This window comes from Nostoc sp. PCC 7524, assembly GCF_000316645.1.
In the GTDB taxonomy this organism is placed as follows: domain Bacteria; phylum Cyanobacteriota; class Cyanobacteriia; order Cyanobacteriales; family Nostocaceae; genus Trichormus.
The window spans coordinates 4103791-4124827 of record NC_019684.1 but is presented as its reverse complement, the minus strand read 5'-3'; the positions used below and the strand labels follow the sequence as shown (position 1 = coordinate 4124827).

Annotated in this window: 14 protein-coding genes and 1 pseudogene; 9 read left to right on the top strand and 6 right to left on the bottom strand. The window is 40.9% G+C overall.

Features of this window, described 5'->3' with window-relative positions; genetic code table 11:
* Window positions 1-180 precede the first annotated feature (180 nt).
* A complete protein-coding gene (locus tag NOS7524_RS16375; RefSeq protein ID WP_015139598.1) occupies window positions 181-1257 on the bottom strand; it encodes a PIN/TRAM domain-containing protein in 1077 nt (358 codons plus the stop codon).
* A 251-nt stretch (window positions 1258-1508) separates the two neighbouring features.
* On the opposite strand from NOS7524_RS16375, the gene hemW reads away from it, so the two are divergent.
* The 7 genes and pseudogenes from hemW (at window position 1509) to NOS7524_RS16335 (ending at window position 14174) form a co-directional block, all read left to right on the top strand.
* Window positions 1509-2687, top strand: coding sequence for a radical SAM family heme chaperone HemW (gene hemW, locus NOS7524_RS16370; RefSeq protein WP_015139597.1), 1179 nt, complete (start codon window positions 1509-1511; stop codon window positions 2685-2687).
* Between the two features lie 1083 nt (window positions 2688-3770).
* Window positions 3771-5012, top strand: coding sequence for a sedoheptulose 7-phosphate cyclase (locus NOS7524_RS16365; protein ID WP_015139596.1), 1242 nt, complete (start codon window positions 3771-3773; stop codon window positions 5010-5012).
* 82 nt (window positions 5013-5094) lie between these two features.
* On the top strand, window positions 5095-5928 hold the full coding sequence (locus NOS7524_RS16360) for an O-methyltransferase (RefSeq protein WP_015139595.1): 834 nt from the start codon (window positions 5095-5097) through the stop codon (window positions 5926-5928).
* 3 nt (window positions 5929-5931) lie between these two features.
* Window positions 5932-7317, top strand: coding sequence for an ATP-grasp domain-containing protein (locus NOS7524_RS16355; RefSeq protein ID WP_015139594.1), 1386 nt, complete (start codon window positions 5932-5934; stop codon window positions 7315-7317).
* Window positions 7318-7479: 162 nt separating this feature from the next.
* Window positions 7480-10101, top strand: a pseudogene (locus NOS7524_RS16350) (amino acid adenylation domain-containing protein); the annotation flags it as partial.
* 132 nt (window positions 10102-10233) lie between these two features.
* The gene (locus NOS7524_RS16345) at window positions 10234-11790 is read left to right on the top strand and encodes an alkaline phosphatase D family protein (RefSeq protein ID WP_015139592.1); all 1557 of its coding nucleotides are present in this window, start codon (window positions 10234-10236) and stop codon (window positions 11788-11790) included.
* 821 nt (window positions 11791-12611) lie between these two features.
* Window positions 12612-14174 (top strand): phytoene desaturase family protein, encoded by a 1563-nt coding sequence (locus NOS7524_RS16335; RefSeq protein ID WP_015139591.1) that lies wholly within the window; start codon window positions 12612-12614, stop codon window positions 14172-14174.
* A gap of 38 nt (window positions 14175-14212) precedes the next feature.
* Here the strand turns inward: NOS7524_RS16335 and NOS7524_RS16330 are convergent, their stop codons facing one another.
* The 3 genes from NOS7524_RS16330 to NOS7524_RS16320 all read right to left on the bottom strand — a co-directional run bounded on the left by NOS7524_RS16330 (window position 14213) and on the right by NOS7524_RS16320 (window position 15289).
* Window positions 14213-14560, bottom strand: a complete 348-nt coding sequence (locus NOS7524_RS16330) for a type II toxin-antitoxin system PemK/MazF family toxin (protein ID WP_015139590.1) — start codon at window positions 14558-14560, stop codon at window positions 14213-14215.
* The gene (locus tag NOS7524_RS16325; protein WP_015139589.1) at window positions 14547-14756 is read right to left on the bottom strand and encodes a DUF2281 domain-containing protein; all 210 of its coding nucleotides are present in this window, start codon (window positions 14754-14756) and stop codon (window positions 14547-14549) included. Before NOS7524_RS16325 ends, NOS7524_RS16330 begins: the two co-directional genes overlap by 14 nt.
* A gap of 182 nt (window positions 14757-14938) precedes the next feature.
* A complete protein-coding gene (locus NOS7524_RS16320) occupies window positions 14939-15289 on the bottom strand; it encodes a hypothetical protein (protein WP_015139588.1) in 351 nt (116 codons plus the stop codon).
* A gap of 206 nt (window positions 15290-15495) precedes the next feature.
* Between NOS7524_RS16320 and NOS7524_RS16315 the strand changes: the two genes are divergently transcribed.
* Window positions 15496-16425, top strand: coding sequence for a DMT family transporter (locus NOS7524_RS16315; RefSeq protein WP_442789478.1), 930 nt, complete (start codon window positions 15496-15498; stop codon window positions 16423-16425).
* A gap of 58 nt (window positions 16426-16483) precedes the next feature.
* Here the strand turns inward: NOS7524_RS16315 and NOS7524_RS16310 are convergent, their stop codons facing one another.
* A complete protein-coding gene (locus NOS7524_RS16310; RefSeq protein WP_015139586.1) occupies window positions 16484-16960 on the bottom strand; it encodes an MgtC/SapB family protein in 477 nt (158 codons plus the stop codon).
* Between the two features lie 551 nt (window positions 16961-17511).
* On the opposite strand from NOS7524_RS16310, the gene NOS7524_RS16305 reads away from it, so the two are divergent.
* Complete coding sequence (locus NOS7524_RS16305) at window positions 17512-19830, top strand: putative PEP-binding protein (protein WP_015139585.1); 2319 nt, start codon at window positions 17512-17514, stop codon at window positions 19828-19830.
* Window positions 19831-19841: 11 nt separating this feature from the next.
* Here NOS7524_RS16305 and NOS7524_RS16300 read toward each other — a convergent pair whose 3' ends face one another.
* Window positions 19842-21014: a baeRF7 domain-containing protein gene (locus tag NOS7524_RS16300; RefSeq protein ID WP_015139584.1), complete on the bottom strand. Its 1173-nt coding sequence runs from the start codon at window positions 21012-21014 to the stop codon at window positions 19842-19844.
* Window positions 21015-21037 lie beyond the last annotated feature (23 nt).

The following is a 21037-nucleotide window of genomic DNA, read 5'->3' as shown; positions in this document are numbered from 1 at the left end:
TTTGAGTCTTCCACGTTCCACCATAAATATAAAATGGGTTATTTGCGCTCACAGCAGTGCAGCATTCAGGACAGACAAAAACCCACTGATTGTTTTCTTCAAATTTGACTCTATACAAAATCGGTGCAGTCAAGCTGCACCGATAGCATTGTTTAACTCTACTTTTACCAGACATTGGCCTCACGTCAATGCTGAAGCTTGGGGTTTGGCAAAGATCATTCGTCCTGCTGAGGTTTGTAAGGCACTGGTGACTACTACCCTGAGTTCACCGCCTACATAACTGCTACCTTCTTCAACGACGACCATTGTGCCATCATCAAGGTAGCCAATTCCTTGACTGGGTTCTTTACCTTCTTTGAGAATTTTCAAGTCCAGGTTGTCTCCAGGCAAATAGCTAGGACGGACAGCATTCACTAAATCATGCACATTCAAAACAGGTACTTTCTGCACGCTAGCTACTTTAGAGAGGTTGTAGTCGTTGGTGAGCAATGTACCGTTGATGTCTTGGGCAAAGCGCACTAATTTGGCATCTACCGTGGCAATATCATCATAGTCGGATGGGTTGATGATAATCCGATCTGGATATGCTTCCTTAATGCGGTTTAAAATTTCTAGTCCCCGCCTTCCCCGTACCCGTTTTTGGTCTTTGCTGGCATCAGCGACTTGTTGTAATTCCTGTAAGACAAACTGTGGTACGATGATTTGCCCTTCTAAAAATCCGGTTTCTAGTAGTGTTTCAATACGACCATCAATAATACAACTGGTGTCCAAAACTTTGGTTCTGGCGGGTTTGAGTGTTCCCTCTGCTACCATAGTTTCTACGGTATTAGGATTAATGAACCGCAATAAGCCGCGTCCGTGGGTGTCGGCTAAGTTCATGCCTGTAACAGAAAGTATAATACTACCCACCACTGCCACCAGTGGTTTAATAAAACTAAAATCCGTAGGAATGGGCAATAAAAATAGTGGCGCTAACATTAAGTTAGCTAGCAATAACCCAATCACTAAGCCAATGGCACGGGTGAGAATTACTTCCAGTGGCATTTCTCGGACTTGTGCTTCTAAACGACGGTATGTTGTTTGGAAACTCAAGCCAATCGCACCGCCAATAATAGCGGCGAAGACAGCAACAGTTAAGCGTAAAGCTTCTAGATTCGTGACTCGATCTAACGTACCATTGGGTAAGAGATCGGTACTGTAGAATCCTACTCCTGCTGCTGCCAGGATGAATGAAAAAATAATAATGGCATCAAGCATGGTTGTGATGTATTCCTGCGACTGTTTTACCCGATAAAATCAAGAATTTGAATTTTTATCGGTCAGAGAGACTAACCTATATTGACTTAGACTAGGGTTTGATGCAGGCAATGTCTGCAAACATTATAACTAAAGTGTTTTCTCTTCAGATTTCTCATAGTTTCGTCAGAAAAAGATAATAACTGTAAATAAACTACTTATTTTCATTATTTCTAATTTTCTGTTAGTTAAGTTTATTATTTTTCACGATCATGCAAAAAGTTAATGTTTTTGGCGTTGCGAGTTCTGCTTACGTACATATTCCCTTTTGTAGACGACGGTGTTTTTATTGTGATTTCCCGGTGTTTGTGGTGGGCGATCGCCTGCGGGGAGAAACATCTGGTACTATCTCTCAATATGTTGATGTGCTGTGTCAAGAAATCACCATGACACCAAGTTATGGTCAACCACTCCAGACAATTTTCTTTGGTGGTGGGACTCCTTCGTTGCTATCTACAGCGCAATTACAACACATCTTACAGGTGTTAGAGAAGCAGTTTGGTGTGTTATCTGGTGCCGAAATTTCTATGGAAGTAGACCCAGGAACATTTGATTTCGCACATATCGCAGGCTATCGTGGCGCAGGTGTGAATCGGGTGAGTTTGGGTGTACAAGCGTTTCAAGCCGAATTGTTAAAAGTAGCTGGGCGATCGCACTCGGTAGAAGATATTTTTGCAGCTGTAGAATTAATTCACCAAGCCGAGATTCCAGAGTTTAGCTTAGACTTGATTTCTGGGTTGCCGCATCAGTCTTTAGATCAATGGCAGGATTCTCTCACTAAAGCAGTAGCGATTACACCCAATCACATATCTATATATGATCTCACCATTGAGCCAGGAACACCTTTTGGTCGTTACTACAAACCAGGAGACAAACCCTTACCCACAGATGAAACCACAGTCCAAATGTATCGACTAGCGCAACAAGTCTTAACATCTGCGGGTTATGAACATTATGAAATTTCTAACTATGCTCAAACAGGGCATCAATGCCAACATAATCGAGTTTATTGGGAAAATCGACCCTATTATGGCTTTGGTATGGGTGCAGCGAGTTACATAGAAGGTAAACGCTTTACTCGTCCCCGTACCACTAAAGAATATTACCAATGGATACAAGCTGGCTGTGTGATTGATTGTGAAGTCACACCCCCAGAAGACGTATTATTAGAAACTTTAATGTTGGGGTTGCGTTTGGCTGAGGGTGTAAATGTAGAAGCATTGAGGGAAAAATTTGGTCAAGCGAAAATCGCAGCAGTTTACCAATGTCTAAAACCTTATCTAGCTAAAGGTTGGGTAGAAGTGGTCAATGAAAGATTACGCCTGTGTGACCCAGAGGGATTTTTATTTTCTAATGTGGTATTGGCTGATTTATTTAGTAATTTAGGATAAATCCATTTTGTCAATAAGTATTTTTGCTTAAACTAACAAATAGAAAAATTAGCTTCCTTTTATAGATTATTTAAAATGTATCTTTAGTCTAGGTGCATTATTTTACAAAGGATGTTACATTGAGAAATGTAAAGTTAAGCTTAAGCATTTGAGCGGATTAGATAACTGCTCTAGCTAGCTTGTAATCTTCTGCCCAACTGCAAAAAGTCCGCTATTGCTTAGGACTTTCATTAGTGTCACTAACTTAAAAATGAGAGCAAATTAGTTAAGTTTTGTTACAAGTATTGGTAGAAGCCTTAAGTTTTAGCCAATGCCAATGACATTTCTGCTGCGCTCATAAAAGTAGATGTGCTTTATCTTTAGCACTCCATTTTTGTATTTCTAATTAACAACAATCTGCTGTAAATTTTCCTTCCATACTCCTGTTCTTGATTCAGAATTAGGGGAAACATTTGCTGTGTGTTGATTAAAATTCATGGTTTTTAGTAGTGCTGATACTTATGATAAAAATTAATATCAAACTCTCCTCTAATTTCTTTGGTTTGCAGTTCAGATCAAAAATTATGATGCTTATATAAACTAAGTTGCAGCTTATAGTTATGAGATTTCTTAGAAAAATCTCATAATTATGTACAAATATTTCGCAAATAATGTTATCTTTAAAATCGTGAAGAAAATCTTAAGATTTTTGAGCAAATTTCTACTAACTTCTGGCATACTATATCTGTCTACAATCAGATCAATCATGATGGACTTCATTTAGTACCATCACTGCAAAACAGTAGAAACTTAATGTAGTTTGCTCGTATTTGCAGAGTCTTACAGTTCAACCAAGACTCACAAGTCATTCACTATATTTAAAAAGCTGTACGTTATATATAATCAACGTTCTGCTTTTTACAATCAAGTTTTGATTACCTCAAATTCTGCCAGCGATTACCTCTATTTCTTGATGAGAAATTAGAGTTATTTGGTATGCCAATCAATCGGTTTAATTCTAGGACTAGAATTATTCAATTTTGGCTTGAGTCAAATATTCCAGTCAACACATACAGTCATTTACTGCACTAAAGGTCAAAGAATATGAGCATCGTCCAAGCAAAGTTTGAAGCGCAAGCAGCAGCTTTTCACATTGAAGGCTACGAAAAAATTGAGTACGACTTAGTTTATGTAGATGGAGTTTTTGAGATTAAAAATCACCAATTAGCAGATATCTACAAAAATTTTGGACGTTGCTTGGCTGTTGTAGATGCTAATGTGAGTCAGTTCTACAGTACACAAATTCAAAAATATTTCCAGTATCACGGCATTGACTTGACTCTTTTCCCCATTACTATTACTGAGCCAAACAAGACCATTCAAACATTTGAGAAAGTGGTAGATGTCTTTGCAGATTTCAAATTAGTTCGCAAAGAACCAGTATTAGTAGTTGGTGGTGGCTTGATTACAGATGTTGTCGGTTTTGCTTGCTCTGCATACCGTCGCAGCAGTAATTATATCCGTATTCCTACTACATTAATTGGCTTAATTGATGCTAGTGTTGCCATCAAGGTCGCAGTTAACCACAAGAAGCTGAAAAACCGTTTGGGTGCATATCATGCTTCTCGTCAAGTTTTCTTAGATTTCTCCTTTTTACGGACTCTACCAACTGACCAAGTACGTAACGGTATGGCGGAATTAGTCAAAATCGCCGTAGTTGCTCACAAAGAAGTATTTGAGTTGTTGGAGAAGTACGGGGAAGACTTACTGCATACGCATTTTGGCAATATTGACGCTATGCCAGAAATTAAAGATGTAGCCCATGAAGTGACCTACAAAGCGATTAAAAAGATGTTGGAGTTGGAAGTACCCAACCTCCACGAATTAGACCTAGATAGGGTAATTGCTTACGGTCATACTTGGAGTCCGACCTTGGAACTTGCGCCACATATACCTATGTTCCACGGTCACGCAGTCAATATTGATATGGCTTTGTCTGCGACTATTGCAGCACGGAGAGGCTACATTACTACTCAAGAGCGCGATCGCATTTTAGGATTGATGAGTCGTATAGGTCTAGCCCTCGACCATCCTCTGTTGGATGAGGAGTTATTATGGCGTGCTACTGAGTCTATCACCCTAACTAGAGATGGTTTACTCAGAGCTGCTATGCCAAGACCTATTGGAGAATGTTTCTTCGTCAATGACCTGACAAAAGCCGAATCAGCCGCAGCTTTAGCTGAACATAAGGAACTTTGTAGTCAATATCCTCGTGGTGGTGAGGGTGTAGATATGTATCCTCTCAGCAGTCAGAAGGAACTTGTAGGGAGTGCTGTAGGAAAGTGATGAGTGCTGAGTCTTAATTCAGTTGCTTTCAGGCTTTGAGCAATCAGCAATTTTCTAATTTATGTGGCTACACCTTTAAATCATGACGAATTTGATAGACATACCGACAGCTAGACCTGTCACACCCTTGGGAATTTTAACTAAGAAGTTGGAAGCTGTTGTTCGAGAGGTTAAACAACGCCAAGATTTACCTGCTGATTTGGTAGCTGAGATTACCCAAGCTTGGGAGTTAGCAGCAGGTATTGACCCTTATTTAGAGGAATGTACTACCCCAGAATCAGAGGCTTTAGCAGCACTCGCTAAGATAACTGTAAAAGAGGCTTGGGGTGAGCATTTTACAGCCGGTGCAACTGTGCGTCCTCTAGAACAGGAAATGCTTTCTGGTCATATCGAAGGACAAACTTTAAAGATGTTTGTTCACATGACTAAAGCGAAAAGAGTTCTGGAAATTGGGATGTTCACGGGTTATTCAGCCTTAGCGATGGCGGAAGCTTTACCAGAAGATGGGGTATTGGTGGCTTGTGAAGTAGACCCTTATGCGGCGGAAGTTGCACAGAAGGCTTTTAACCAATCTCCCCACGGTGGAAAGATACGTGTGGAATTGGGTGCAGCTTTAGCAACTTTGGAGAAATTAGCAACGGCTGGAGAAACTTTTGACTTGGTATTTATTGATGCCGATAAAAAAGAGTACACAGCTTACTTGCAAATGCTGCTAGATACTAATTTGTTAGCACCGCAAGGCTTTATTTGTGTTGATAACACACTCCTACAAGGAGAGGTATATTTACCTCCCCAAAAACGCAGTGCTAACGGTCAAGCGATCGCTGACTTCAATCGTACCGTAGCCCTTGATATCCGTGTAGAACAGGTTTTACTTCCCCTGCGCGACGGTTTGACGATTATCCGCCGAGTGTAAACTATGGCACAATCTATTTCCTTTGACTCCTCACCTGCTACACCGTCTCTAGGTTTAGAGACAAAAATAGCCGCAATTATCCAAAATATTCTGACTTTGGCTTTGCTACTATTAGCATTGCCCATCAACGCCATTATTGTTTGCATAGCTTTGGTTTTGGGTACTATCTTCCGTCCCCAAACTACAAAAACCAGCAACCCCAAAAATATCCTGATCAGTGGCGGAAAAATGACCAAAGCTTTGCAACTAGCAAGGTCATTCCACGCAGATGGACATCGGGTGGTATTGCTGGAAACACATAAATATTGGTTAACGGGACATCGATTTTCCCAAGCGGTCGATAAATTTTACACAACTCCCGCACCGCAAAAAAAACCAGAAGACTATATCAAAGCTTTAGTAGATATAGTCAAACGGGAAAACATTGATGTATACATTCCCGTTACCAGTCCTGTCGGGAGTTATTACGACTCCTTAGCCAAACCAGAGTTATCTCACCATTGCGAAGTGTTTCATTTTGATGCAGAGATCACCCAAATGTTGGATGATAAATTTGCAATGGCAGAGAAAGCGCGATCGCTTGGTTTATCAGTACCCAAATCCTTTAAAATCACCTCTGGCGAACAAGTCATCAACTTCGACTTTTCCCGTGAGACTCGCAAATACATCCTCAAAAGCATTGCTTACGACTCAGTGCGGCGTTTGGACTTAACCAAACTCCCCTGCGCCACCCCAGAGGAAACAGCAGCCTTCGTCAGAAAACTACCCATCAGTCCCGAAAAACCGTGGATTATGCAAGAATTCATCCCAGGAAAAGAATTCTGCACCCACAGCACAGTTAGGGACGGAGAAATTCGACTACACTGTTGTTGCGAATCATCAGCCTTCCAAGTCAACTATGAGAACATAGAAAACCCGCAAATCTTGGAATGGGTGAGACACTTTGTCAAAGAACTCAAACTCACAGGACAGATATCCTTCGACTTCATCCAAACTGAAGACGGACAAGTATACGCGATCGAGTGTAACCCCCGCACACACTCAGCTATTACCACCTTCTACAACCACCCCCAAGTTGCAGAAGCTTACATTGGTAAACAACCAATGGCGGAAACCTTACAACCATTAGCAACCAGCAAACCAACCTATTGGACTTATCACGAAATTTGGCGCTTGACTGGTATTCGTTCCTTCACCCAGTTGAAGACATGGCTGAAAAACATTTGGCGCGGAACAGATGCAATTTTACAGCTACATGATCCCCTACCATTTTTGATGGTACATCACTGGCAAATTCCTCTGTTGTTGTTAAATAATCTCCGTCAACTCAAAGGCTGGACGCGGATAGATTTCAACATCGGTAAATTAGTCGAATTCGGGGGAGATTAAGGATTTTTTTTATCTCACGCAAAGGCGCAAAGGCGCAAAGAAGAAAAGATTAGGTTTTTTTGCGTCTTTGCATCTCTGGGTGAGTAAATCACCCCCATTCCACAAAGCCATTAACCGACATTTTTCCCTGATTTAAAAATGCAAACCACACAAATAAATCCCGACGCTACACACAGAGATTACGACCTTTCTCAAGGTTTACATGAGTTATTTACAACGCAAGTAGAACGCACCCCCAACGCCATAGCTGTAAAGTTTGAACAGCAACAAATAACCTATCAAGAATTAAATAATAGAGCCAATCAACTAGCACATCATTTACACACACTAGGAGTTCAACAAGAAACATTAGTTGGTGTTTGTCTAGAACGTTCCTTAGAAATGGTTGTGTGTTTATTGGGAATTCTCAAAGCTGGTGGTGCTTATGTACCCATTGACCCAGAATATCCCCAAGAACGCATAGCTTATATGCTAGAAGATTCCCAAATTCAGGTATTACTAACCCAAGAAAAATTACTAAATCAAATTCCCCACCATCAAGCACATACTATTTGTGTAGATACAGAATGGAACAAAATTTCTACACAACCAAAGACTAATCCCCAAAGTGAAGTAAAAGCAGATAATCTTGCTTATGTCATCTACACTTCTGGTTCTACTGGTAAACCCAAGGGTGCAATGAACACCCACAAAGGTATATGTAATCGCTTGCTGTGGATGCAAGAAACTTATCAAATAAATTCTACAGATAGCATTTTACAAAAAACACCTTTTAGCTTTGATGTCTCTGTCTGGGAATTCTTTTGGACTTTATTAACAGGCGCGCGCCTAGTAATTGCTCAACCGGGTGGACATAGAGATAGTAATTATTTAATTAATCTGATTATTCAAGAGCAAATCACTACTGTGCATTTTGTCCCCTCCATGCTGCAAATGTTTTTAGCTAGTCGTGGTATAGAAAAATGTACTTCTCTTCAAAGAGTAATTTGTAGTGGTGAAGCTTTACCTGTAGATTTACAAAATAGATTTTTTGAGCGTTTGGACTGCGAATTATATAACCTGTACGGCCCTACAGAAGCAGCTATTGATGTCACTTTTTGGCAGTGTCAAAAGCACAGTAATTTAAAAACTGTACCAATTGGTCGTCCCATTGCTAACACCCAAATTTACATCCTTAATGAACACTTGCAGCCTGTAGATGTCGGTGTCATCGGTGAAATGTATATTGGTGGTGTCGGCGTAGCACGTGGTTACTGGAATCGTCCAGAATTAACTAATGAAAAATTTATTCCCAATCCTTTTAAAAAATCAAAATTAGTATCGGAACGTCTCTACAAAACTGGTGATTTAGCTCGTTATTTACCAGATGGCAATCTTGAATATATTGGCAGAGTAGACTATCAAGTAAAAATCCGAGGTTATCGGATTGAAATTGGCGAAATTGAAAATACTCTCTGCTTACATTCGCAAGTGCGAGAAGCTGTAATTATTGCGCGTAATCATCAAAATTTAGAAAAACAACTTGTTGCTTACATTACCTACGATTCAGAAAAACCAACACTTAACAGCCTACGTGATTTTTTGAAAGCAAAGCTACCTGATTTTATGATTCCAGCCGCTTTTGTCATGCTGGAAGCACTACCTTTAACTCCTAGTGGAAAAGTAGACCGTAAAGCTTTACCACAACCTGATATTTCTCATTTCATTGAAATTAATGATTTTGTCGCTCCTCGTAATCAAGTAGAAGCACAATTAGTAAAAATTTGGTCAGACATCCTAAATTTACCACAAATAGGAGTAAAAGATAACTTTTTCGCGTTAGGTGGAAATTCACTTAAAGCACTACATTTAATCTCTAAAATTGAACAAGATTTTGGAAAAGAAATCCCTCTAGCAACACTATTAAAGAACCCAGTAATTACAGATTTAGCAGCAGTTATTCAAGATTCCAGTAATCTGATTCAGAATTCTCCTTTAGTTCCCATTCAGCCACAAGGTAAGAAGCAACCTTTCTTTTGTATACATCCTGCCGGTGGTCATGTTTTATGTTACTTCAAATTAGCCCATAACATGGGCAATGAACAACCGTTTTATGGTTTGCAAGCTCAGGGTTTTTATGGGAAAGAGGAACCTTTAACTAAAGTTGAAGATATGGCCAGCCTCTATGTGAAAACTATCAGAGAATTTCAACCCCAAGGGCCTTATCAATTAGGGGGTTGGTCGTTTGGGGGAGTGGTTGCTTATGAGGTAGCACAGCAGCTAATAAAGCAAGGACAAGAAGTATCTTTGTTAGCCATACTTGATTCTTACGTACCCATTTTATTAGATAAACAAAAACAAATTGATGATGTTTATCTCGTGGGTGTACTTTCTAGAGTCTTCGGGGGAATGTTTGGTCAAGATAATTTAGTTACACCAGAAGAAATCCAGCATTTAAGTTTAGAAGAAAAAATTAATTATATCATTGACAAAGCCAGAAAAGCGAAAATTTTTCCTCCTGGTGTGGAACGTCAAAATAATCGCCGCATTTTAGATGTATTGGTGGGAACTTTAAAAGCAACTTATTCCTATAAAAGACAGCCATATCCTGGAAAAGTAACAATTTTTAGAGCTAGGGAGAAACATATTATGGCTCCTGATCCCACTTTAGTTTGGGTGGAGTTATTTTCTGTAATGGCAGCAGAGGAAATTAATATTATTGATGTGCCAGGAAATCATTATTCGTTTGTTTTAGAACCTCATGTACAGGTTTTAGCAGAATGTTTAAAAGCTTGTCTGAATTAATGAGTAGTGTGAATAATTTGGTGTTGTCTTAACAATTTCTTAATCCTGTTTTGATTCTAGGTTGCTAGCGTCTTTGTGCTTGGTTGCAAATTAAGTTACAGCTAGCCAATTTAAATCTTAGTAGGGGTGAGTATGGAATTTATAGGCGATCGCCTGCTCAAACGGCGTAATTTTTTAATAGGTGCTGGATTTGTTTCAGGGTTGGCCGTTACTAGCCAATGGCGACCTGTAATGGCGCAAGGTAGATTTTCTGACTATCCATTTAAGCTTGGTGTCGCCTCTGGTGATCCTCTACCGGATAGTGTGGTGTTATGGACTCGTCTCGCACCAGAACCGCTCAATGGTGGCGGGATGCGTCCTGTAAATGTACCCGTACAATGGCAAATTGCACGGGATGAAAACATGACTCAGGTTGTACAAAAAGGCACAGTTTTGGCAACACCAGAACTGGGACACTCTGTACACGTCGATGTGCGGGGATTAGAACCTCATCGTTGGTACTGGTATCAATTTAAAGTTGGTAATGAAGTCAGTCCTATTGGCCGCACTCGTACAGCCCCTGCACTCTATAGTTCTATTACACAGCTAAACTTTGCTTTTGCCTCCTGCCAAGATTGGCAAAACGGCTTTTATACAGCCTACAAACACATGGCTGAAGAAGACTTAGATTTAGTTGTGCATTTGGGTGACTACATCTACGAATATGGCCCCGAAACTGGTGCGCCACGTCAACACATCGGCCCAGAAATTATTACTCTAGATGACTACCGCAACCGTTATGCGTTGTATAGAACCGACGTAAATTTACAAGCGGTTCATACTAACTTCCCTTGGGTAGTTACTTGGGATGATCATGAGGTAGATAACAACTACGCCAACGTCATACCAGAAGATAGTCAAAGTCGCGAAGCATTTATCACTCGACGAGCCAATGCTTACCAAGCATATTATGAGCATATGCCATTGCGCCTATCTTCCTTACCAAAAAAATCTAGTATGCTGCTGTATCGGCGGTTTACTTTCGGTGATTTAGCTGAGTTCAACGTCCTAGATACTCGCCAGTACCGTACAGATCAACCTTGTGGTGACGGACTCAAACCCCTGTGTGATGCGGCTGTAGATCCCAAGGCGACGATGACAGGTGCAAGACAGGAAGCTTGGCTGTTGAGGGGATTAGACAAATCACAAGCAAGGTGGAATGTGATTGCACAACAAACCATGCTGGCGCAATTTGATTTTGATCCCCGACCAGGGATAGGACTATTTAATGTAGATCAGTGGGATGGTTATGTTGCTGCGCGCGATCGCCTGTTAAGATTTTTAGAACAGCGCCAACCTTCTAACCCAGTGGTGATTACTGGAGATATTCATTCCAGTTGGGTACATGATTTAAAAGCTGATTTTAATAATCCCCTATCAGCAACCATCGGTACTGAATTTATTTGTACTTCCATTTCTTCTGACTTTCCCACCCAATTTATTGCACCAGTGCAAGCCGCACTCAGCGATAACCCCCATACAAAATTCTTTGATGGTGCTAACCGGGGTTATGTGCGTTGCAAATTGACTAGAGATAAGTGGCAAAGTGATTATCGCGTTGTTTCCAGTATTCTTGACCAAAATGCTACCGTTAGTACCCTAGCTTCCTTTGTAGTGGAAAACGGTCAACCAGGCGCACAAACAGCTTAAAAATAAACTAAAGTTTGTAGTAAGGACTTTAGTCCTTTTTCTGCTTGCTGTAATTAAAGGATAATGCTAAGGGGTCTAGTTGCGTTCAACCAGACCCCTCAGTTCTGCTTTTCTGTTTGGTGCAATGTATCCTCCATCACGCACTTTGGTTTGCTGGTCTTGCAATCTTTACCCGAACCTCCCATAGTCGCCTCTTCTTTAGATCCTGGTTTGGCCTTACTCTTGGGCGATGCCTGTTACCAAGGGTGTTGCCACTTCTTTTTATGTCAGAGGTTCTTTGCAATCCCACTTTTATATTAACATAATTTTCTGTCATGCAACATACATTTTTGCTATTTCAACTATTAAAAATAAAATCTTTTCCCAGTTGCATCAATATCATCCATAAGATTGATTTCTTCGAGAGCATTTTTTTATAACTTTTGATACATTTTTTCTAGCAAAACAAATTTTAATGTCTAAATATTGAGTTTTTAGATAAAATATATTCATATCACATTCACAAAGAAAAAGTACCTAGATTGATAATCATCAAATAGGTAGCCAGTATCTACCACTTAAGAAACTTCTTAGCTAACCCGTTCTATACTTTTAGATGATCAGGGTAATTGCATATTAGCTGATTGCTACTACCCCATTGTTACTACCAATAGATTAAACACCAATAAATAGCCAAGTCTTCTGCACGAGTTTTGAAATTTTTTAGTCAAAATCTGCAAAACTGGATACTGATTTTTTGAGTTTTTTAGCATTTACCCAAAACATTCATAAAAAATCACTAATTAAATCAAGAGCAATCAAGATTACCAGAGGAGAGGCATATGGAAATCTTTGATTATGTAATTTTAGGTGCTGGATTAGGTGGATTAGCAACTGCCGCCTGTTTAACTAAACAAGGATATAACGTAGCAGTTTTAGAAAAACACTATTTACCGGGTGGTTGTTGCCACACATTTGACTATGGTGAATACAGTTTTTGTGCTGACGTGCATTATATTTCTCAATGTGGTTCTGGTCAGACCATAGGGCAATTTCTCAACTATATTGGTCGGGATGTCGCATTTAATAGCCTTGACTCCAAATGTATAGATCGTGTCATCACACCAGAGGCAGATTTTAGAATTCCCCTAGGTTGGGAAAGTCTGCGTTACCGCTTGTTGTCTACATTTCCAGAAGAAGCTAAGGCCATCAACCGCTACTGTGATGAAATTCAACAACTGCACCAAGAAATTCGCAGTTTAGGTAATGAAGTACATTGGTATGATCAAAAGTGGTCTGATTGGTTAAAGTTACCCAAATATTTCAATCTCTTCCGTAAGCGGAATTGGACACTACAAGATTTATATAACTATGTGGGATTATCACCGAAAGTACAAGCAATTTTAGCGGGGCAGAGTGGTGACTATGCCTTACCGCCTGACGAAATTGCCTTAATTACCCACACTTCCCTAGTTTGGGACTATGCGGAAGGTGCGTACTATCCCAAACATCACTTTAAGGACTTTGTAGACACTATTGTTGATGTAATTACCGCAGGTGGCGGTGTCATTGCCTACGCAACCACAGTGAATCATATTCAAGTCAGCAACGGTAGTGTACATAGTGTACTGGCCGATGGTAAAACCTATCGCGCTACTAAGGCTTATATTAGTGACCTTGACCCTAAATTAACAGTAGAGTTGATGCACGATGCAGAAGCCATCAGCTACAAAGAACGTCAGCGATTAACTGGCTATGAATACTCAGCTAGTGCTTTTAATATTTACCTGGGTTTAGATAGTCGCTTTGATCCGCAAAGCTATGGCATTGGTAACTGGAATCTCTGGTATTATCCCACTGGGGACTTAAACAGAGAATATCAACAACAATTGCAAGGTGACTTCAGTAGTCCGTGGATTTTCCTCTCCTGTCCGACAATGAAATCTGATGCACCAGGTATGGCTCCAGAGGGACATCATATCTTAGAAATTGCCACTGTCTGCCCTTACGAACCATTTGCACACCTGCACCAAACAGACTCACAAGCTTACAAAGCTAAAAAGCGGGAAGTTTACCAACAAATCATGAACAGTGTCAGGGATTTGATTCCTGATGTAGACAATTACATCCGCATGAAAGTGTTCGGGACACCCACGACAAGCGAGTTTTATTTAGGACAACCACAAGGTAATATTTACGGTGCCAAATTAGTACCGTCGCAAGTCGGGTTAAATCGCATAGGATACATAACAGAATTACCCAATCTGTTTTTAGTGGGTGCAACTGCTGGTTATCCTAGTGTTCCAGGTGTGATTGGCAATGGCATGAACGTTGTGGAACTGTTGACTGGGGAATCAGTGCGGCGCACAGTTTCTCGAACTCAGCCGTTAGTAACAGCTCGTTAAGTTTATCTGACTCATGCAACCTAATATATTAATCTACATCAAGTTGATACACCCAAAATTATTTGTAAGAGGTGCTGAAGATTTTGCCTATCTAAATCCTGAAGTTGACCAAGTTTCCTGAATACCATACTTGTTTCAATTGTAGTAAGAACAGGCTTAATGATTGAAGGTTTCAAAAGACCAGCAGCTTGCCAGTGTGTAATTGTCAGTTCACCAAATACATTGCCTGGATTGAATTGACTGGTAACAGCTATCAAAATGAGATCAAATCGCTCACGATGGTATTCATCTGAACTGACAACCACTGCGGGACGTTTCTTGCTAGCTGTTTGATCTGTAAAGGGAAAAGGAACCAAAACAACATCACCAAAACTATAAGTTGTCATACTCAGCGTCAGCCGGATTATCCCAAATTTCGTGCAGAACTGATTCTGACAGCTTGGCTGCTGCTATTACCAAGGAATGGTCTGCATTTTTCTGATAGAGAAAATCTATGAAATCTTCAACTTCACTCACTTTCTCAGGAGGTAGTCTGCGAATTTTATTCAGTAGTCTTTGTTCAGAAGAGTTATCGGTTTCCATCACGAGAACTATTATTGTCTGTCTACAAGGTTAACGGTTTTTATCTACAAGTCTCCTATTAGATTTTTACGAAGTTAGGTACACCTCATATCGTTTCTTCCTGTAACCTGTAACCTGTAACCTGTAACCTGTCACCTATCACCTGTCACCCCGATCGCTCTCCCTGATACTTGCTGGAATCTTCACCAATTCTTCCCTAGTAGAGACTCAAATTCAGCTTGCAAAGCTGTGATATCAGCTAACCTAGCAACGAGAATATTATCATTCCCGGCATCACTCAAACGGGTTTTCCAATAACGAATACTTTCAGCATTATTCATCCAAAACTGCACGACTGTCTCTATAACTTGCTCAGTATTCCAACCCCATTTTATTGGTACTGGTTCCACAGTTTCTAGTAATGCGTCAAGGGTGCATTTATGGGTTCCTAAATATTCTATAGCTTGAAGTTCTGGTTTGTTCCAGTTTTGCTGTTGATGATTGAAAAATTGCAATATCGGAGACACGCCAACAATATCAAAAGTATATTGCATACCTTCCTCCCAATAGTTAGTTGTCTGGTTTTATTTCTTGTTGAAAATGCCTAAACATCACCTGGGAAAATCAAGATTTTTACCTATTTATTAGGCTTTTAAGGTTCTAGATAAATTAGCACTTGCTAGCTGTGAGTGCTAATTTTTTATGTATTTGTTTGATGTATTATTAAAGAGTTTCAGGCATAAATTTAGGGAGAGATTCGATTTTTAATAATTCTTTAAGTTTTATACTTACTAATAGTCAGGGTGAACTAGCGGCTTTATTGGCTGCTGCTTTGTGGGCGATCGCTTCAACGGTGTACGGGATTGTCGGGCAACGTATCCCGCCTTTAAAGTTGAATTTCATTAAAGGGATAGTAGCGATCGCCTTTCTAGTTCTGACTATCCTATTCACCAGAGAATCCTTACCTATTTCTGCCCCCATGCCGATTTTGCTGTTGTGTTTGAGTGGGGTTATTGGTATTAGTTGGGGTGATACAGCTTTTTTGCGGGCGATCAATTACTTAGGGGCGCGGCGGGTTTTACTGATCGGCACGCTTTCCCCCGCCTTAACAGCGATCGCTGCTAATATCGTCCTGCAAGAACAACTGAACATTAGGGCGTGGTGTGGGATTTTGCTGACAATTTTAGGAGTCGCTTGGGTAATCACAGAACGGGTTCCCAATACCAGCAATGATTCCCCGAAACACCTATGGGTAGGAGTAGGCTTTGGTTTATTAGCAGCAATTACCAATGCGATCGCTACAGTTATCTCTCGCGCCGCCTTTACTACAGGTAGTGTTACCCCTTTGTGGGCTGCCTTATTGCGCCTCAGTGCAGCCGAGTTAATTCTTTTAGCCTGGATTTTGTTTCCCAAACGCCAACCAGCAGAATTTTTATATCCCTACTGGCAATCTAGGCGTGTCGTTTTTGTTACCTGCTTTGCAGCTTTTTGTGGTACATACTTGGGAATCTGGCTACAACAGACAGCCATCAAATTGACTGCGGCTGGAATTGCTTCTACGCTGTTACAGACTAGCCCCTTATTTGTTATTCCCATTGCTGTTGCTATGGGGGAAAAAGTCACTTGGCGAGCGATCGCAGGTGTGATCATGGCAATCATCGGGATTGGCTTATTGTTTTACCTCAAATAGTCAAGGGTGCAAGGATATCAAGGTGTAGGGCAAGTAAATTCTCCCCAATCCCCAAACATTATCTTTCTAAGCGTTTAAATAAGTTGAGAATCGCAAAAGTCAGCACAGCACCAACTAACCCCAATTGCCACAAACCACACCCAGCTGTAATTCCCAACCCAGCTGACACCCAAATAGCGGCTGCGGATGTGAGTCCATGAACTTCCAGGCGCGGCGATGAATTAGACTCGACAGTAGGCGATCGCCTCGAAGACTCACGGACTATTTCTCCTGCACCCAGAAATCCTACACCAGTAGCAATACCTTGAATTACCCGACTCAGAGCATCAGGATTATCTTGAAATGTAGTTATTTGTAGAGGGATAATAATGAACAAAGCTGAACCCAAACTTACTAACATATGGGTTCTTAAACCTGCTGGTTTTTGGCGAAATTCACGTTCTATACCAATAATTGCGCCAATTAGCACAGCCAAGCCAAGTCTAGAGATGAGATGCCAAAAATTATTGATTTCCAGGTGATAAAACTTTAACAATCTTATGGTTTAGATCAATAATACTATATTTTGGGTGAGCTTATAGCTGAGTATCCAAACAGTCTAGAATTGAGTGTTGGTTTGGCGGCAAATATTTTCCTAAAAAAATTAACTTAATTAGTAATTATGCTAAATAAAACTTATACAACAGTCAATATAAACTGTTTGCAGGTCTGTAGAATTTCTCCAAGAATATATGGCAATATTAATTAATTCATATCTCAACTGTAGGAGTAAAGACATATCTCCAAAATCATCGAACGCTAGCATTTTTACTTAAATCAATAGATGGAGTCATAATAAAGACTCAATAATTACATTGAACCAGTATTTTCAATTATGGATTTGAGGTAGGGATGAAAAATATAGACATTTGCAGGGGGGATGATCACAGTCATTAATATCGTGAGGAATTAGCCAAATGAATAATTTGGCACAATAATCAAATGTAAATACTAAAAACACTTCCTGGCAAATATTATCCTGGAAATTTTGCTGAGAAGCGGATAGCTATAGCTGTAAAATAACAACTGAGCAATTAAAAAAATTGAGTGGATAGACTCTACTGGCTTGACCAAATTAAACTGCAAGACCGCACCAAAGTAGGTGACAAAGCGTTTTACTTAAGCAAAATCAGGCAGCGTGGCTACCCGGTTGTTCCTGGTTTTGTGGTTCCAGAGGAAGTTTTGCGACTATTTTTAGCAACTATCAACAGTTCAGACTTGTTAGTCGCTCATTTACCTGATTCTTCCTTGCACTTGGATGTAGGAAACTGGCGACAACTCCAGCAGGTGGCTTTTCGTTTGCGTCAGGAAATTATGAATGCACCCGTACCACCCCATTGGGTGAGTACAATTTTTACTGCTGCTCAAGAATGGCAAGGAAGTCATTTAATTTTGCGTCCAACTCTAGCAATACCGAAACTCAGGAATACCTCTGGATTGCTGGAGTCTGTTTTCTGCAACTGTAACGAAGAAGCGATCGCAATAGCTTTAAAAGAAGTCTGGAGTCAACTGTTTCGTGCCAAAAGCTTGTTTTATTGGCGGCGGATGGGAATTAATCTGCAACAAGTGAATTTAGCCATCTTAGTGCAGCCTGTGGAGAATGCGATCGCTAGTGGCTTACTCAAGGTGAACACTTCCGGCTGGAAAATTGAAGCAACTTGGGGATTGGGAATAGCGATCGCTCAAGGCGAGGTACTACCGGATACATATCATGTGCAGCAGCACACAGGTGTAGTTCTAGAAAGACACTTGGGTAATAAAATGCTGGCTTATCGCTTGAATCATGGTACACCTCAAGATTCTCACCAACCCATACTCCCATCAATACTAACCATTGATCACAATTGCCTCAGTGCGTACTTACTTGAGGAAACCCAGCAAAAACAATACGCTTTACCAGAAGCATCTCTACAACAAATGATTACTCTGGGGCATCAACTTGTCAGTGAACTAGGTAGACACTTTACCATTGAGTGGACAATTGCAGAACACAATTCAGTTCCCCATCTCTACATCACCCAAGTCAACACTCCCCAATTAGCAATTCCCAGCTTACAGTTCATTAAAGGAGTAGGAGCAGCCGGAGGTAGAGTCACCGCCAACGCTCATGTAGTAGTCAATACGCAATCAAAACCAGAACAATTACCCAAAGGAATAATTTTAGTAGTACCACAGATTACACCTGATTGGTTGCCGCTACTGCAACAAGTTGCGGGTGTAGTCACAACACAGGGAGGATTAACTAGCCATGCGGCGATTTTGGCTAGAGAATTAGGCATTCCAGCCGTGGTAAGTGCCACAGATGCCACACTGCTGATTCAAAATGGTGAACGACTCCTTCTAGATGGCGATCGCGGTGAAGTTTATCGGATGAGGGCAGATGAAGCGAATCAAGAAGAAACTCCACACATCCATGTACCTCAGCTCACCCGAACACCTGAAACTGTTGTTGCTCCTCAATTCCCCATGATTGCTACCCAACTATTAGTAAATCTGAGCCAACCCAGTTTAATCGAGCAAGTACAAAAATTACCTGTGGATGGGGTGGGATTATTGCGATCAGAACTCATGCTCATCCCGCTATTGAAAGGACAACATCCTCATCTTTGGCTCTTAGAAGGAAAACAAACAGAATTATTAGAAAAATTAACTGAGCAGATTATACAGTTTGCTCGCGGTTTTGCCCCCAGACCAGTGTTTTATCGCTCCTTAGATTGGCGATCGCATGAATTATCTACTCATCCCTCACCGCCATCAGCAAAATCAATTTTGGGCGATCGCGGCACCTTCAGCTACATCCAAAATGCAGAGGTTTTTGATTTAGAATTGACAGCCCTAGCCAATGTCCAAAAGGCTGGCTATAGCAATATTCACCTGTTGTTACCCTTTGTTCGCAGTGTTCCAGAATTTACCTTTTGTCGGCAAAAAGTAGAACAAATGGGACTCACCCAAATACCGCAGTTTCAACTGTGGATCATGGCAGAAGTTCCCAGCGTCCTGTTTTTACTGCCAGAATACGTAAAAGCAGGTGTAGCAGGCATTTCCATAGGTACAAATGACCTCACACAACTACTTTTGGGAGTAGATCGCGAACACCCACAATTAACCAGGGTACTGAATGAACGGCATCCAGCCGTCATGGGTGCGATCGCCCAATTCATCCAGATGGCTAAAACTGCCGGTATCCCTTGTTCCATCTGTGGACAAGCACCAGCTATCTATCCAGAAATTATTGATCAACTGGTGCAATGGGGTATTACTGCTATTTCCGTAGAACCCGAAGCCCTAGAGCGAACATATCAAGCGATCGCTCGTGCTGAACAGCGTTTGCTTTTGGCAGCAGCACAGCGTCAACTGAGTAATTAGACTCATCCAAATCAATATCGGAAAATGGCTGCTATTGCTTGACCATTGGGCATTTGTTCGGGAGTAACAGTATAAACCTGACCACCGTTTAAAAAGGTATAAACAGCTGCCACATCTAACATATCTTCATCATCTGGCTCTGGTTCTGAGTGTAAATCCACATTCATCGTATCGGGGTCAAACTTACCCCAAACTTGCTGCCGCCAAGGTACCAACAAAGTGTCAACCTTTTGGTAGTAAGCGGCTGGGACAATTTCTTTGATATCACTAGAGGCTTTAGCGGTATCCTCTGCGGATAGTTGTTGATAAAGTGCGATCGCCTCCTGCTGATGTTCATGCAACAGAGGAGACACAATTGGCCAAGCCTGATGATGTAAGTCTTCCGGCTGGATAATTTCCTGATTGCCAGTAATACCTTCTGCTAGTAAATGAGGATATGTATTCGCCTCCCGATAAAGCGGATGGAGATACTCAACTCCAGCCACAATTAGAGGTGCTTGTTCATCCCGCAGTTTTTCATGTAGTGCCTTATCTATGGCATAGCAAAATTGTAAAATGCCGACTTGATGTCTATCCTGTTCGGGACTTCCCTGGCCATGAAACTGGCCTGGTTGCTGAAAAGAATTAGCAGTTCCCCCTCTCGGTGAGGCAATTCGGTGCTGTACACCTTTTTCTGAGCTATCCTGTATCAGCAGAACTTCGTCTAAATTCTGCGGCATATTTTCTACTTCCACTTCTTGAATACCATAGTGGTTGCCCTCAAAGAAGCGGACATTGTTTTGGCTTAGAGCCAGGAGGTAAAATTTGCGATCGCTATTGAGTAAATGCAGCAATGGCTTAAGATGAAACTGATTGCCCACAACTACCAATTCTGGCAACTCAGTTGGCAGACAGTAATAACGGAATACCTGGGGAGAAATAAAGATTGCCAATCCCTGCTCTTGGTGTTCCCAGAAATCGTTTTGATCAAGTTCCCTCGCTGCTTGAAGCAAATTTACAGCCTCAGTATGACGCATACCCATCCCATCTAAACGTTCTTCAGCCTCACGCATTAAATTTTTAAAGCGAATGGGATTTTGTCGAACTTCTGGCCCTGCTTTTTGCATAGGCATATACAAAGAAACACAAGGCAACTGAGAGTTAGCGACTAAAGTTTTTAATTCATCAATAGATAGTAGTGTCATATTATTAAATTCCTATCCTTGGT

Excerpts from the sequence above, each read along its gene's own strand:
- NOS7524_RS16325 (WP_015139589.1), bottom strand. The coding sequence starts at position 14,756 with ATGGAAACCGATAACTCTTCTGAACAAAGACTACTGAATAAAATTCGC.
- hemW (WP_015139597.1), top strand. The coding sequence starts at position 1,509 with ATGCAAAAAGTTAATGTTTTTGGCGTTGCGAGTTCTGCTTACGTACAT.
- NOS7524_RS16360 (WP_015139595.1), top strand. The coding sequence starts at position 5,095 with ATGACGAATTTGATAGACATACCGACAGCTAGACCTGTCACACCCTTG.
- NOS7524_RS16355 (WP_015139594.1), top strand. The coding sequence starts at position 5,932 with ATGGCACAATCTATTTCCTTTGACTCCTCACCTGCTACACCGTCTCTA.
- NOS7524_RS16330 (WP_015139590.1), bottom strand. The coding sequence starts at position 14,560 with ATGACAACTTATAGTTTTGGTGATGTTGTTTTGGTTCCTTTTCCCTTT.
- NOS7524_RS16345 (WP_015139592.1), top strand. The coding sequence starts at position 10,234 with ATGGAATTTATAGGCGATCGCCTGCTCAAACGGCGTAATTTTTTAATA.
- NOS7524_RS16375 (WP_015139598.1), bottom strand. The coding sequence starts at position 1,257 with ATGCTTGATGCCATTATTATTTTTTCATTCATCCTGGCAGCAGCAGGA.
- NOS7524_RS16365 (WP_015139596.1), top strand. The coding sequence starts at position 3,771 with ATGAGCATCGTCCAAGCAAAGTTTGAAGCGCAAGCAGCAGCTTTTCAC.
- NOS7524_RS16320 (WP_015139588.1), bottom strand. The coding sequence starts at position 15,289 with ATGCAATATACTTTTGATATTGTTGGCGTGTCTCCGATATTGCAATTT.
- NOS7524_RS16300 (WP_015139584.1), bottom strand. The coding sequence starts at position 21,014 with ATGACACTACTATCTATTGATGAATTAAAAACTTTAGTCGCTAACTCT.
- NOS7524_RS16335 (WP_015139591.1), top strand. The coding sequence starts at position 12,612 with ATGGAAATCTTTGATTATGTAATTTTAGGTGCTGGATTAGGTGGATTA.